15 protein-coding genes are annotated in these 12451 nt (G+C 64.5%); 8 read left to right on the top strand and 7 right to left on the bottom strand.

All coding sequences use genetic code 11. The annotated features are described in order from the left end of the window. Positions 1-110: 110 nt before the first annotated feature. A complete protein-coding gene (locus tag ACL02S_RS22670; protein ID WP_412804502.1) occupies positions 111-794 on the bottom strand; it encodes a TetR/AcrR family transcriptional regulator in 684 nt (227 codons plus the stop codon). Positions 795-1033: 239 nt separating this feature from the next. On the opposite strand from ACL02S_RS22670, the gene ACL02S_RS22665 reads away from it, so the two are divergent. The 4 genes from ACL02S_RS22665 to ACL02S_RS22650 all read left to right on the top strand — a co-directional run bounded on the left by ACL02S_RS22665 (position 1034) and on the right by ACL02S_RS22650 (position 4021). Beyond that, the gene (locus ACL02S_RS22665) at positions 1034-2368 is read left to right on the top strand and encodes a DUF445 domain-containing protein (protein ID WP_412804501.1); all 1335 of its coding nucleotides are present in this window, start codon (positions 1034-1036) and stop codon (positions 2366-2368) included. 104 nt (positions 2369-2472) lie between these two features. After that, positions 2473-2979 carry a helix-turn-helix domain-containing protein gene (locus ACL02S_RS22660; RefSeq protein ID WP_412804500.1) on the top strand — a complete coding sequence of 169 codons (507 nt, stop codon included), beginning with the start codon at positions 2473-2475 and terminating at the stop codon, positions 2977-2979. After that, positions 2976-3641, top strand: a complete 666-nt coding sequence (locus tag ACL02S_RS22655) for a heparin-binding hemagglutinin (protein WP_412804499.1) — start codon at positions 2976-2978, stop codon at positions 3639-3641. Before ACL02S_RS22660 ends, ACL02S_RS22655 begins: the two co-directional genes overlap by 4 nt. 74 nt (positions 3642-3715) lie before the next feature. After that, a complete protein-coding gene (locus ACL02S_RS22650; RefSeq protein ID WP_412804508.1) occupies positions 3716-4021 on the top strand; it encodes a DUF2516 family protein in 306 nt (101 codons plus the stop codon). A 35-nt stretch (positions 4022-4056) separates the two neighbouring features. Here the strand turns inward: ACL02S_RS22650 and purU are convergent, their stop codons facing one another. Together purU and ACL02S_RS22640 are read right to left on the bottom strand one after the other, a co-directional pair. Then, a complete protein-coding gene (gene purU / locus ACL02S_RS22645) occupies positions 4057-4947 on the bottom strand; it encodes a formyltetrahydrofolate deformylase (RefSeq protein WP_412804498.1) in 891 nt (296 codons plus the stop codon). 255 nt (positions 4948-5202) lie between these two features. Beyond that, on the bottom strand, positions 5203-5757 hold the full coding sequence (locus ACL02S_RS22640) for a GNAT family N-acetyltransferase (RefSeq protein ID WP_412804497.1): 555 nt from the start codon (positions 5755-5757) through the stop codon (positions 5203-5205). A gap of 154 nt (positions 5758-5911) precedes the next feature. On the opposite strand from ACL02S_RS22640, the gene deoC reads away from it, so the two are divergent. Next, the gene (gene deoC / locus ACL02S_RS22635; protein ID WP_412804496.1) at positions 5912-6580 is read left to right on the top strand and encodes a deoxyribose-phosphate aldolase; all 669 of its coding nucleotides are present in this window, start codon (positions 5912-5914) and stop codon (positions 6578-6580) included. An 86-nt stretch (positions 6581-6666) separates the two neighbouring features. Here deoC and ACL02S_RS22630 read toward each other — a convergent pair whose 3' ends face one another. Beyond that, positions 6667-7389: an LmeA family phospholipid-binding protein gene (locus tag ACL02S_RS22630; protein ID WP_412804495.1), complete on the bottom strand. Its 723-nt coding sequence runs from the start codon at positions 7387-7389 to the stop codon at positions 6667-6669. A 99-nt stretch (positions 7390-7488) separates the two neighbouring features. On the opposite strand from ACL02S_RS22630, the gene ACL02S_RS22625 reads away from it, so the two are divergent. Beyond that, positions 7489-8097 (top strand): type IV toxin-antitoxin system AbiEi family antitoxin, encoded by a 609-nt coding sequence (locus tag ACL02S_RS22625; protein ID WP_412804494.1) that lies wholly within the window; start codon positions 7489-7491, stop codon positions 8095-8097. 9 nt (positions 8098-8106) lie between these two features. Here the strand turns inward: ACL02S_RS22625 and ACL02S_RS22620 are convergent, their stop codons facing one another. From ACL02S_RS22620 to ACL02S_RS22610, 3 genes are all read right to left on the bottom strand, one after another. Continuing rightward, the gene (locus ACL02S_RS22620; protein ID WP_412804493.1) at positions 8107-8937 is read right to left on the bottom strand and encodes a class I SAM-dependent methyltransferase; all 831 of its coding nucleotides are present in this window, start codon (positions 8935-8937) and stop codon (positions 8107-8109) included. Continuing rightward, complete coding sequence (locus ACL02S_RS22615; protein WP_412804492.1) at positions 8907-9428, bottom strand: DUF2505 domain-containing protein; 522 nt, start codon at positions 9426-9428, stop codon at positions 8907-8909. The genes ACL02S_RS22620 and ACL02S_RS22615 overlap by 31 nt, the downstream gene beginning before the upstream one ends. 104 nt (positions 9429-9532) lie before the next feature. After that, entirely contained in the window at positions 9533-10015 is a 483-nt protein-coding gene (locus ACL02S_RS22610; protein ID WP_412804491.1) for a DUF2505 domain-containing protein, read from the bottom strand. Between the two features lie 78 nt (positions 10016-10093). On the opposite strand from ACL02S_RS22610, the gene ACL02S_RS22605 reads away from it, so the two are divergent. Both ACL02S_RS22605 and ACL02S_RS22600 read left to right on the top strand, forming a co-directional pair. Beyond that, positions 10094-11134 carry a UDP-N-acetylmuramate dehydrogenase gene (locus ACL02S_RS22605; protein WP_412804507.1) on the top strand — a complete coding sequence of 347 codons (1041 nt, stop codon included), beginning with the start codon at positions 10094-10096 and terminating at the stop codon, positions 11132-11134. A 68-nt stretch (positions 11135-11202) separates the two neighbouring features. Continuing rightward, positions 11203-12429 (top strand): L,D-transpeptidase, encoded by a 1227-nt coding sequence (locus tag ACL02S_RS22600; protein WP_412804490.1) that lies wholly within the window; start codon positions 11203-11205, stop codon positions 12427-12429. Positions 12430-12451 lie beyond the last annotated feature (22 nt).

Here is a 12451-nt window from a genome sequence, read left to right as displayed (position 1 = left end):
GTATGCCATGGCTTTCTCCCATCTGTTTTCGGGCGCTGCTCGGTGGCTACGCACTCGGCCGCGCCGAATGATTCACCGAACTTCGGCGGATAACCCGGTGAACAGCCGGATCAGCGTTCCACTGGCGATTCGACGGCAGGAAGCACGTGCGCCTGCGCATTGAATACCTCGGGCGAACCACCTGTGCGGGCCATACCTTCGATGGCGCTCCAGGACAACATGGTGAGGTAGTCGATCACGGTATCGCGGGGCAGTGATTTGTCGGTGGTCCACCAATGCGTCGCCAGCTGGATACCACCGACGAGCACGTACGATGTCAGCGCCGCGCCTTCGGTCCGAACGCCGCGTTCCCGTGCTCGATCGGTCATGATCGCGCACACCACTTCGGCGAAGATTTTTTCGAACTCCGCGAGCGAGGATTGGTCGGCCGATCCGTTGCCCATGATGAAGCGGTAGACCTCGGGATCTTCGTCGACGGTGCCGACATACTCGGTCAGCGCGGAGCGGACCAGCTGATATTCATCGGCGTCCAGGCTGATCGCGTTGTACACCCGTGGCATCAATGTGGTCTCGATGAACCGTTGCATGGTCGCCCGGACGAGGTCGTTCTTATCGGAGAAGTACCGATAGAGCACGGTCTTGGAGACACCGATCTCCGCGGCGATCTCGTCCATACCCGCAGTGCTGCCGCGGGCGCGTACTGCCGCGAGAGTCCCGTCGACAAGTTCTGCGCGGCGGTCGATTTTGTGCTGCCGCCACCGGCGTTTGCGGCCGTCCATCCGGCCGCCGCGCATCGCGGGCGGTTGCTCGTCGGTGTCGACAAGATTCTCGGTGGACAGCGTGTACCCCCTTGCTCTGTGGTTCTCTTTCTTCGCTCTTACGTCCCGCTCTGTCTCCAGCTTATGTGTCGGACACCTGTAGTACGCCCGTTTAGGTGCCGGATGCGGTAGGAACCACAGTTTCGGATGCGTTCGGCGTGCCGGGGTTCGCTTGCCTGCGCGCACGGTTGCCTGGGCACAGCAGAATGGGAGGCATGGAGAAAGCCCCCAGCAATACCGTGGTGCTGGATGCCTCTGCCGCGTCCACCGCCGCACCTCTCGGGCTGGCCGCCGTGCTCGACGAGGCAGCCAAGCGCCGTGATCTCTGGCGGATGAAGGCGCTCGCCACCGGTCTGCTCGCGCTGGCCACCGCCATCTATCTGTTCTGTCGCTGGACCGAATCGCGGGGTGCGGGCGGCGAATGGGTCGGCTATCTTCGGGCGGCCTCGGAGGCGGGTATGGTCGGCGCTTTGGCGGACTGGTTCGCGGTGACCGCGCTGTTTCGGCACCCGCTCGGCTTACCTATCCCGCACACCGCGATCATCCGGCGGAAGAAAGATCAGCTCGGTGCCAGCCTCGGCACCTTCGTCGGAACTAATTTCCTCGCACCGGAAGTCGTTTCGGCGAAGTTGTCTTCCGCGCAGATCTCATGGCGGGTGGGGTCCTGGATCGCCGATCCAGGACATGCTGCCAGGGTGGCGCAGGAGAGTTCGACGATCCTGCGTGCCATTATCGGAGCACTGCGGGACGAAGATGTCGAACAGGTGATCGACAACACCATTGTCAAGCGGATCGCCGAACCACTGTGGGGTCCGCCCCTCGGGCGGGTGCTGGCGGAATTGCTTGCCGACGACCGGCAGAAGGCCCTTTTGGATCTGCTCGCCGAACGGGCGCATCAGTGGGCGCTCGGGTCACAGGAGACGATCGATCGAATCGTATTCCGAGACGCACCGCAGTGGGCACCGAAATTCGTCAACGTCATGCTTTCCGAACGGATCTACCGGGAGCTGGTCGAGTTCACCTGGAGAATTCGTGCCGATCCCGAGCATGAGGTGCGTGCGGCGGCGAATCGCTTTCTGCAGGAATTCGCCGATGATCTGCAATATGACGAGGCCATGATCAAGAAGGCGGAACGGGTCAAGGCGCAGATCATGGGCCGTGCGGAAATCACCGGGCTGGCCGAGGCCACCTGGCGTGCGGCTAAGCGGTTGATCCTGGAGTCCGCCGAGGATCCGAATAGCACGCTGCGGCGTAAGGTCGCCGAGAATGTCCAGCAGCTGGGTGAGCGGTTACGTGACGATTCCGGTATGCGCGCACAGGTGGATGGCTGGATCGATCGTGGTGCTCGCTATCTGGTGGAGAACTATGCTGAGGAAATCAGCACCCTGGTCACCGACACAGTTGCCAAGTGGGATGCCGAGGAAGCCAGTAAGAAGATCGAATTGCAGGTCGGTAGGGATCTACAGTTCATCCGGATCAACGGAACGGTGGTCGGATCGTTTGCCGGACTGGCGATCTACACGATTTCGCATCTGATGTTCGGCGGCTGATCCATGGCATATGGATTGTTTGCCGAGACTCTGCTAGCAGAGTGCTTGCAATTGCTAGCACTCTATCCTAGAATCGAACCCGTACAACCGCCAGAAGGTGAGTGATGGCAGACCAGCCCGAGGTTTCCGCCGAGTACACCGGCTCATCGGACGAGTATTCGTCCGATGCCGGGGAGCGAGGGGGGCGTGTCGTCAGCGCGGCGCACGATATCGGAAGCTTCATCAGGGCGCAGCGTGAAGCCGCGCAAGTTTCGCTGCGCCAACTCGCCCAGCTGGCGGGGGTTAGTAATCCGTATCTCAGTCAGATCGAGCGCGGATTGCGTAACCCGTCCGCCGAAGTGCTCACGCAGATCGCCAAGGCGTTACGCGTGTCGTCGGAGGTCTTGTATGTACGGGCAGGCTACCTCGAACAGCGGGCCCACAGCCCGGTCCGGGACGCCTTGCTTGCCGATGCATCGATCAGTGAGCGGCAGAAGCAGGTGCTACTGGATATCTATGAATCGTTTCGCCGGGAAAACGGAGGAAGCGAGGCCGGGGGGGACACATGGGACAGCGAGGTTCCACGCACGACAACCGATACTCCGCCATGCCAGGAGAACGAAACATCATGACAGAGAAGACCGCAACTGTAACCAAGCCACTGTTCGCCACCGTCGGCGCGGGCGATGCCCTCTACGCCGCTGTCAACGATGTCGTCGCACAGGTACGTGAGCGTACGGCTACTGCTGAGGTACAGGCGCGAGTGGAGGAAGCGCGCGAGCGTTTCGCCAATGTGCCCGCGGATGTGCAGGCCCAGTTCGGCTCGTTGCGCGAGCGGTTGGCAGGGCTGCCTTCCGAGCTGCCGGAGGATCTTGCCGAGCTGCGGGAGAAGTTCACTCCTGAAGAGCTCCGCACCCTGGCCGAGAAGTACTACCAGCAAGCGCTCGATATCTACACCGATCTCGCCGTCCGTGGTGAGGAGACCATCGAGCGTTTGCGTACCAACCAGGTCGTCGATGAGCGTCTCGGCCAGGTCGAAACCCTCTACGACGATGCCATGAGCCGGGCCGAGGGAGTGCTCGGGCGAGTCAACGAGCTGCTCGGTCGTCCGGCGGGCGTCGAAGGGGATGGGGCCGCGGACACCTCGGTCGTCGAGGCCGAGGTCGTCGAGGTGACCACCGAGTCGACCCCGGCTCCCGCGACGAACGGTGCGCCGAAGAAGGCTCCGGCCAAGAAGGCAGCCCCCGCTGCCAAGAAGGCTCCGGCGAAGAAGGCTCCCACGAAGGAAGCCTGAACGCCGCACTGCCATCTGTTTGCTAGCCGATGCCTCCGTGCACCTTGGTGGTGCACGGAGGCATTGCTTCTATGATGGGTGGGGTGAACATGGTGCACGGATTGACCGGGGCGATCCTGTGGGTGCTGTGGCTGGCTTTGCTCGGTGCGACGATTTTCGCGCTGATCCATGCCGTGCGTCAGCGTCCGGACGCTTTCACTGCGGTGGACAAACTGACCAAGCCGATCTGGCTGGCGATTCTCGGGGCCGCCGTGCTCTTGCTATTGCTCTTCTCGGCGGGTCTGAGCCTGATTTCCTTTATCGCGGCCATCGCGACCGGTATCTACCTGGCCGATGTGCGGCCCAAGGTGGACGAAGTGCAGCGCGGTCCGCGGTGGTGAGGCGATAGCCCGCCGCCGGATCCGGAGAAGCTGGGTCAGGCGAAGACGACTGTCCGGTGCCGGTGCACCAGTACCCGTCCCTCCAAATGCCAACGCAGGCCACGGGCCAGCACTACTCGCTCGATATCGCGTCCCTGCCGGATCATGTCGTGCACCTGATCGCCATGGTCGATGCGGATGACGTCCTGTTCGATGATCGGGCCCGCGTCCAGTTCCGCGGTCACGTAGTGACAGGTGGCGCCGATCAACTTCACCCCACGTGTGAACGCTTGATGGTAGGGGCGAGCGCCGACGAACGACGGCAAGAAGCTGTGGTGGATGTTGATCGCTTTGCCCGTCCAGTGCTCGCACAATTCGGCGGGTAGCACTTGCATGAACCTGGCGAGAACCACCGCGTCCGGAGCGTACGAGTCCACCAGGGCACGGACCTCGGCGAAGGCAGGGCCACGCTCGGACGGATCTTTGGGAAACGGCACATGATGGAACTTCACATCGTGTGCCGCGGTCATCGCGGCAAGATCCTGGTGATTGCTGATCACTGCCTCGATAGTGGCGGGGAGCTCGCCACTGGCCGCGCGGCCGAGCAGGTCGTGCAGACAATGGCCATCCTTACTGACCAGCAGGACGGTACGGCGGCGCTCTCCGGAGTCAAGCAGCTGCCAGGTGGCCGTAGGCCACAGGTCGGTGGCCATCCCGGCGAAACGGTCACGCAATTCGGTGATTCCGAACGGAACTGTGGTGGCTTCGATCGCCTGGCGGGTGAAGAACCAGCCGGTATCGGGATCGGAGTGGTAGCCGGCCTCCACGATCGAGCCGCCGAACTCGGCGATGAATGAGGTGATCTCGGCGATGATGCCAGGGCGGTCAGGACAGCCCATGGTCAATACGTAGCGGCGATTGCCCTGATCGGATAGAGCGGAACTCATGGCTCCATCCTTCCAGGTGGGCTGTGTTCGATTTGCCGCGCATTCGCGCGGCGGGTTCGCGGCCCCTCGGAGTCTCGCGTCCGGCCGCCCGCGACTCGCGACTTCGTCGCATGCGCTGCGGGCGGCCGGACGCGAGACGGGCCGCGAACGGCGCTCGTCGGGCTCGCGCGGTGCGGGGTTGGGGATGCTTGTGGGTGTCCGGGCTCGCGCGGTGCGGGGGCGGGATGCTTGTGGGTGGGGGAGGTGTCGCCGGGGTCAGTGGGGGTAGAACGGCTCGGGATAGTGGAATTCGCCGGTGATTTGTGAGTCGTAGGCAGACAGCGGCCGTACTTGGAAGTGGCCGGCCCATTCGGGCTCGTCGGGGGTGATGCTGAGCCGGGCCGCTGGGACGAAGCCGAAGCGTGGATAGAACTCCAGGCTGCCGAGCAGACCGACCAACGGTTCGTCGAGCGCGTCGGCGGCGCCGAGGCCCGCGTGGATGAGAGCCGTGCCGATCCCGATGCCCTGATGGTCGGTGAGTACCCCGACCGGGCCGAGTGCCAGTGCCGGAAACGGGCCTACCGTGGCTCTGGTCAGGCACAGGTGGCCGACGACTCTATCGTGTTCGATGGCGACCAGGGAGAGCGTGGGGATCCAGCCCGCATCGCTGCGTAGGTGGGCGACGAGGTCTACCTCGGGAGGATCGGTTTCGCCCCGGCCGCCGGCGGTCGCGCCGCTATCGGTGGTACGGGTGTAGTGCGGTGCGAATGCGCTGCGGTGCACCGCGGCGATAGCGGCGGCGTCCTCGGCGCGTTCGCGACGGATCAGCACGGTCGTCTCCTCCCGAACGAAGTAGGGCTCATCCGCCCACGGTAGTCATTCGGCCGCGGTGGCCCGGTCTCCGATGCGCCATCAGCTACGAGTGTGCGGTAAGCCCAGGAGGTGCGCAATGGAATACATCCTTCGTATGCAAGACTCTCAGCCCATGGCACAGTGCGCGTCACAGACCAGGACCGAAGTAGCCGCCATGATCGACCACACGCTGTTGGCTCAGGAAGCCACCCAAGCCGAGGTCGCGGCACTGGTGGAAGACGCACGGGCACTTGGTGTTCTCGCAATCTGTGTGTCGCCGTCGATGCTGCCGGTTACCGCGCCGGGGCTCGTGGTCGCCACGGTAGCCGGATTCCCTTCGGGGAAGCATCATTCGCTGGTGAAGGGGGCCGAGGCGCGGCTGGCGGTAGAGCAGGGGGCAGCTGAGATCGACATGGTTATCGATGTCGGCGCGGCCCGTTCCGGTGACTACACCGCAGTACTCGCGGATATCGTCACGGTGCGTGAGGCGGTGGGCGACCGGGCATTGCTCAAGGTGATCATCGAATCCGCCGCGTTGCCGGACGAGGCGATCGTGGAGGTGTGCCGGATCGCCGAGCGCGCTGGAGCCGATTTCGTGAAGACCTCTACGGGATTTCACCCTGCGGGCGGCGCCAGCGCCCATGCGGTGCGACTGATGGCGGATACGGTCGGCGGCAGGCTCGGCGTCAAGGCCAGCGGTGGTATCCGGACCGCGGAAGCGGCCGCCGAGTTGATCGCGGCGGGCGCGACCAGGCTCGGATTGTCGAGGCCTCGTGCCGTGCTGGACGGTTTTCCGGACTGACCACCGGCCGCGACCATGCTGCGGGCTTACGGACCGGCAGGTGGGGCGCGGAAATTCGATCAGGATGTGATGCGGAAGAACAGCTTTCAGCAAAGCACTGCCGTATCTCCCTGGGCGGGCTCCAGTTGGGTGCGACCGCCTGCGAGCTTGACCTCGATACCGGAATCGGTGACCCGTACGTCGGTTGCCTTCATATCGAGCGGGTAGTTCTCCAAGCTCTGCGTGAAGGTGTCCAGAATGCTCTGCGCCAGATCGGAGGGCAGGCCGATGCCGAGCAGTCGCGCCGATGTCGTCTCCATCCGCACCGCGCCATCCTGAATCCGGGGCTTCAGCTGGAGTTGACCGATACCACCGAGTACCGACAGGGTGAGCGTGCCGGAGGCAGCGGAAGAGCTCACATCGCTGACCAATCCGCCGAGTGTCTCCTTGATGCCCTCATTGCTCCAGTCGACATCGGCGGAGGAGCTGCCGACCGAGCCGCCGTTCTGCTCGTCGACCTCGACATCGTGCAGTACAGCGTGGACCTCCATCCCGATGGCCGGACCGAACTTGGTGTCATCACTGTTCACCCGTACCGAGGAAACCTTGCCATCGATCAAAGTGATCAGCAGTGGCTTGGGACCGAAGCGTACGGTGATCTTCGATCCCATCTCCTTTTCGAATTGGGAACTGATACAGCTCGCCACCGAGTGCCTGGCGTACAGCTCTCCGCCGACAAGGAGGGTGGCGAGCAGGGTTACTACTACCGCTAGTGCGATCAGCAGCGTGCGCCGGCTGATCGTCGAGGTGGACGGAACTGTTGTACCCATAGGGCCGATTCTTCCCGACCTTTCTGTGTTGTCTCTGTGGAGGCATTGAGGGGTTCGAACGTGATATGTAACACAGGAGCCGAGCGTAGTCTGGTGCGCATGGCCGGTGATACGGCGAGTCGCGTAACCGGATCCGCGGAACAAGGGTGGCGGGTGCTGCGGAGGTGGGCCGGTCGGCACGCCGGTTTCTTCACTATCGAGCAGGTATCCCGCACCGGGTGCACGGCATACGTGCGGGCCGGTCTCAGCGATGGTTCGGTGATCAGGGTCGGGGTGGGCGTGCTCCGATTATCCGGGTGGCCGGAGGGACCGTTCGACGAATACGCGATGTGGGCGGCATGGTTCAACGGTGCCGCGGTGTTCTCGCATCAGAGCGCGGCGGAATTGCATGGACTCGGCAGACTGCGCCCACGGTTCCTGCATCTGTCGGTGGCCGCCGATCGTATGCCTGCGACATCCCGGTTGGTGGTGCTGCGCCGCGTGCCGAGCGGTGCCGATGTGGAATCGGCCGGCTCGTTCCTGGTGACGACACCGGTACGCACCGTACTCGACCTGGCCGAATCCGATATCGGACAAGCAGCCTTGAACGAGGTGGTAGCCGACGCGGTCGCCATCCATCGCTGCGCGGGCACGGAGATCGCCGCTGCCGGGACGCGATTGTCGCCGCGCGCTGCGAAAAGAATGTATTCGGCGCTCACCGCGGCATAACCGGAGCGGTCAGGAATCGGTGCGGTGGCCGGGGTGAACCATCACGGAGGGGACCACGGCCGACCATGGCACGGACAACACATTGTCGCGTAGCCTGCGGCGGTAATGACGGATCGGGAAACCGTCCTCGCGTAGCAACCGCGCGGCCGCCCGCCAACGGATTCGGGGACCGAAGGGCGCCAGCGGCGCGGCCCTGGCCCAGGCGAGGTCCGCGGCGGCGAGCAGGGTGTGAATCGGCTCACCGGGGATATTGCGGTGAATCAATGCTTTGGGCAGCCGTTCGGCCAGATCGGATGGCCGCTCGACGGTGAACGGATCCCAGGCGAGGGTGAGTGAACGCGGGCCGTCTTTGTCGAGCAGCACCCATGCGCATCGCCTGCCCAGTTCGTCGCAGGTACCGTCGACCAGCAACCCGTCGGGTGCCAGCCCGGACCGGATGGTCGACCATGCCTCGGGGACCGCTGATTCCGGATACTGCCGCAAGACATTGAATGCGCGCACCAGGACCGGCCGCAGCCCGGCCAGCTCGAATCCGCCGCGAGCGAAGGTGACACCGTCCCGGCCTGGCACCACGCGCTGCGGGTCGATCTCCAGTCCGACCACTTGTATGTCGGCGCGGATTGCACGCAGCCGAGTGGCCAGTTCGAAGGTGGTCCATGGGCTCGCGCCGTACCCGAGGTCTACTACCAGCGGCTCGGTCGCATCGCGCAGGCGTGCGGCAACGAACTCGTCGTTGATCAGCCAGCGGTCACTGCGACGGAGGCGATTGACGGCAGTGGTGCCGCGGGTGATGGTGCCGACCGGCTTGGTCAGCGGGTGGGGTGGTTTTCTTCCAGCCACTGTGCCGTGAACTCGGCCTCTGCCCGGAACAGGTCGATCACGTTGATCAGCATCAGCTGTTCCAAGCGCGGTCCGACCATGGGGATGAATACCTTGGCTTCCGAGGAGAAGCGCATGGTGCAACCGGTTTCGGTGGGGAAAAGGCGCATGGTGCCGCCGAGGCTGCCCGGACCGGCCGGAATGGACGCCGAGTACTTGCCGGTGGTCTCGTCCAACCCATAGGCGCTGTAGCGCTCCTTGCGCGTGATCACCATATCCTTGCGGATGATCGTCTGCGCGATCTCGGGAAGCATGTCACGGGGGAGAATATGCAGCAGTTCGATTTCGATGCCGCTATCGCCTGCCTCCAGCCGGTTCACCTCGTTGCGTGGTGTGTGCTTCCGCATTTCCGTCATCCGTGCTTCCCAGTAGTCACGACTCGACAGCGCCCCGTACAGCTCTTTCGTGGTGTGCAGCGGGTAGCGAGCGGAGTAGTCCAGTCGGCGTGCCATGGGCCAACACGTTACTGGGTCCGGAGCGGGTACTCCGACGGGTGGCGGTATGCGGCGGCGGGAACCCGGCGTATGGCTGTCGGGGCGCATACGCCGGGTTCGGATCAGCGCGCCGCGAGCCAGCCCGCGGTGAATTCCGCCTCGTTCTTCAGCAGCGCGGTGAGGTGCTCGGCGATCGCTTTCTCGATCTTGCCGCCGAACAGCGGGATCTTCACCTCGATGGTGCCTTCGGCGGTGACGGTGGCACTGTCGCCGCCTGTCAGCGTGAGGGTGCCACGTACCTCGGCGGGCGCGCCATCGACGCGTGCTTCGAAGGTGCCCGTATCACCGGTCCACTGTTCGACGCGCGGAATGATCAGGTCGCCGGGGCGCACCGCGGTGATCGCGGCAGGCAACAGTTCGGCGGCGATGGACTGCACCATCTCGGCGCGCACCTGCTCACCGCTGATGGTGAGTGATTCCAGGCGGGCGTCGAGGCCGCCGACCTGCGCGAGGCGATCCTTCCAGTACTGGTCGTCGGCGAGGGCCGCGCGCACAGCGGCGGGGGAGTGGGAATAGCGGGCCGTGTACGCCAGCGGTGTAGCCATGAGCCGACACGCTACCGTCTGGTCGTGCGAAGTTCACAAGTAGTGCTGTCGGATCTCCTCGCAGGTACCGGCGCGCGGCTGGGTGCCGATGCGCGGCTGGCGGAGCTGACCACACTGCGGGTGGGTGGGCCCGCTGTGCTGGCTGAGTGCACGACGACCGAAGCGCTGGTCGCGACGGTGCGTGCGCTGGACGCGGCGGGTGTGCCGCTGCTGCTGCTCGCAGGCGGTTCCAATCTGCTCATCGGTGATGACGGCTTCGACGGTGTGGTGGTCCGGATCGCCACTACCGGTATCGAAATCGGCGCGGATGGCGTGGTCGCCGAGGCCGGCGCGAACTGGGACGAGGTGGTCCGCGCGACGGTCGATGCCGGGTTCGGCGGGCTGGAGTGTCTATCGGGCATCCCTGGTTCGGCGGGAGCGACACCGGTGCAGAATGTCGGCGCCTATGGCGCCGAAGTGGCGAACCTGCTGCGCGGGGTGCGGCTGCTGGACCGGGCCAGTGGTGAGATCCGCTGGGTGAAGCCGGCGGAACTCGGGTTCGGTTACCGCACCAGTGTGCTGAAGCAGCATGCCGGTGCGGTGGTGCTCGCGGTCGAATTCGCACTGCGCACCGACGGTTCCAGCGTGCCGCTGCGCTTCGGTGAACTCGCTACCGCGCTGGGTGCGGAGGTCGGTGAAACCCGCCCGGCCGCACAGGTCAGGGCGGAGGTGTTGCGATTGCGGGCGGGTAAGGGCATGGTGCTCGACCCGGCCGATCACGACACCTGGAGCGCGGGTTCGTTCTTCACCAACCCGGTGCTCACCCCGGACCAGGCGGAGCGGGCTTTGGCAGCGATCGCCGCCCATATCGGTGAGGTTTCGGTGCCTGCCTACCCGGTTGCGGACGGGATCAAGTTCTCCGCGGGCTGGCTGATCGAACGCGCGGGTTTCGGTAAGGGTTTCCCCGGGGACGAGGCGCAGGCCCGGCTGTCGACAAAGCACGCATTGGCATTGACCAATCGTGGCGGTGCCAGTGCGGCCGATCTGGTGGCACTGGCCAGGACAGTGCGGGACGGGGTCGCCGAACGTTTCGGCATCCGATTGGAGCCGGAACCGGTGATTGTCGGCGTCACGCTCTGAAGCACCGGCATCGGCGCTATCAGCTGCGGCAACAGACCAGGCGGCATATTCCGCGTAGATTCGACCAGATGAGCAACCGTCTGATGATCGGCCGACCGGTTGCGGTGCTATCGGCTGTGCTACTGGCTGCGGTCATCGTCCTGACCGCGGGCTGTACGGCTGATCGCGGTCAGGACCGGTCGCCGCGGGAAACCGGTCCGATCGCCGTGGCCGAGTTCCATCCAGGCGATAACGCCACCGATGTCAACCCGACCGCGCCGATTTCGGTGACGATCAGTCACGGCACGATCGATCAGATCGCGCTGACCAACGCCGCGGGTAAGCAGGTCCGCGGTGAACTCGCGCCGGATAAGCGCAGCTATACCATCACAGAACCGCTCGGATACGACGCCACCTACACCTGGTCGGGGACCGCGGTGGGAACCGACAGCAAGCCGATCCCGATCGAGGGTTCCTTCCACACCCTGGCACCGGAAAGCACCGTCCCCGCGACGATCAATATCGGCGACGGTCAGGAAGTCGGTATCGCGGCACCGATCATCCTGCAGTTCAAATCCACCGTAACGAACAAGGCGGCGGTCGAGCAGGCGCTGACCGTCACCACTGATCCGCCGACCGAGGGTGCGTGGGCCTGGTTCCCGGACGACGGCGGCTCACGGGTGCACTGGCGGCCGAAGAATTACTGGATGCCGGGCACTGGGGTGCATGTCTCGGCGCGGCTGTACGGCCTCGATCTCGGTGACGGCGCATGGGGCTACTCCGATCTGACCTCGGACTTCCGTATCGGTCGCAGCCAGATCGTCGAGGCGAATGCCCCGAGCCACCGTATTCAGGTGGTCCGGGACGGACAGACCGTCTTCGATTTCGCGGCCAGCTACGGGGAGGGGAACGAGCCGCGCAATGTCACCCGGTCCGGCATTCATGTGGTCACCGAGAAATACGAAGACTTCATGATGTCGAATCCGCCGTACTACACCGATGTCAGGGAACGGTGGGCGGTGCGCATCTCCGATAACGGCGAATTCATCCACGCCAATCCGGCGTCGTTGGCGGCGCAGGGCTCGGCGAATGTCACCAATGGCTGTATCAATCTGTCGCCTGCCGATGCCAAGGCGTATTTCCCCACTGCGCTTTACGGCGATCCGGTCGAAGTGACCGGTACTTCGATTCCGCTTTCAGCCGCGGACGGCGACCTCTACGACTGGGCCATCGATTGGCCGACCTGGCAGAGTATGTCGGCGTTGCCGAGCACACCTGTGGCGTCGACTATGCCGGTGCCACCGGGCGGCAACTGAACAGGTCGCGGTTGAACAGGTG

Source organism: Nocardia spongicola, from assembly GCF_047200775.1.
Taxonomy (GTDB): domain Bacteria; phylum Actinomycetota; class Actinomycetes; order Mycobacteriales; family Mycobacteriaceae; genus Nocardia.
The sequence above is the reverse complement of the archived record's forward strand: the minus strand, read 5'-3'. Positions and strand labels throughout refer to the sequence as shown.

Coding starts and splice junctions, on each gene's coding strand:
- ACL02S_RS22670 (WP_412804502.1), bottom strand. CDS start 794: ATGCGCGGCGGCCGGATGGACGGCCGCAAACGCCGGTGGCGGCAGCAC.
- ACL02S_RS22665 (WP_412804501.1), top strand. CDS start 1,034: ATGGAGAAAGCCCCCAGCAATACCGTGGTGCTGGATGCCTCTGCCGCG.
- ACL02S_RS22660 (WP_412804500.1), top strand. CDS start 2,473: ATGGCAGACCAGCCCGAGGTTTCCGCCGAGTACACCGGCTCATCGGAC.
- ACL02S_RS22655 (WP_412804499.1), top strand. CDS start 2,976: ATGACAGAGAAGACCGCAACTGTAACCAAGCCACTGTTCGCCACCGTC.
- ACL02S_RS22650 (WP_412804508.1), top strand. CDS start 3,716: ATGGGTGGGGTGAACATGGTGCACGGATTGACCGGGGCGATCCTGTGG.
- purU (WP_412804498.1), bottom strand. CDS start 4,947: ATGAGTTCCGCTCTATCCGATCAGGGCAATCGCCGCTACGTATTGACC.
- deoC (WP_412804496.1), top strand. CDS start 5,912: ATGGCACAGTGCGCGTCACAGACCAGGACCGAAGTAGCCGCCATGATC.
- ACL02S_RS22630 (WP_412804495.1), bottom strand. CDS start 7,389: ATGGGTACAACAGTTCCGTCCACCTCGACGATCAGCCGGCGCACGCTG.
- ACL02S_RS22625 (WP_412804494.1), top strand. CDS start 7,489: ATGGCCGGTGATACGGCGAGTCGCGTAACCGGATCCGCGGAACAAGGG.
- ACL02S_RS22615 (WP_412804492.1), bottom strand. CDS start 9,428: ATGGCACGCCGACTGGACTACTCCGCTCGCTACCCGCTGCACACCACG.
- ACL02S_RS22610 (WP_412804491.1), bottom strand. CDS start 10,015: ATGGCTACACCGCTGGCGTACACGGCCCGCTATTCCCACTCCCCCGCC.
- ACL02S_RS22600 (WP_412804490.1), top strand. CDS start 11,203: ATGAGCAACCGTCTGATGATCGGCCGACCGGTTGCGGTGCTATCGGCT.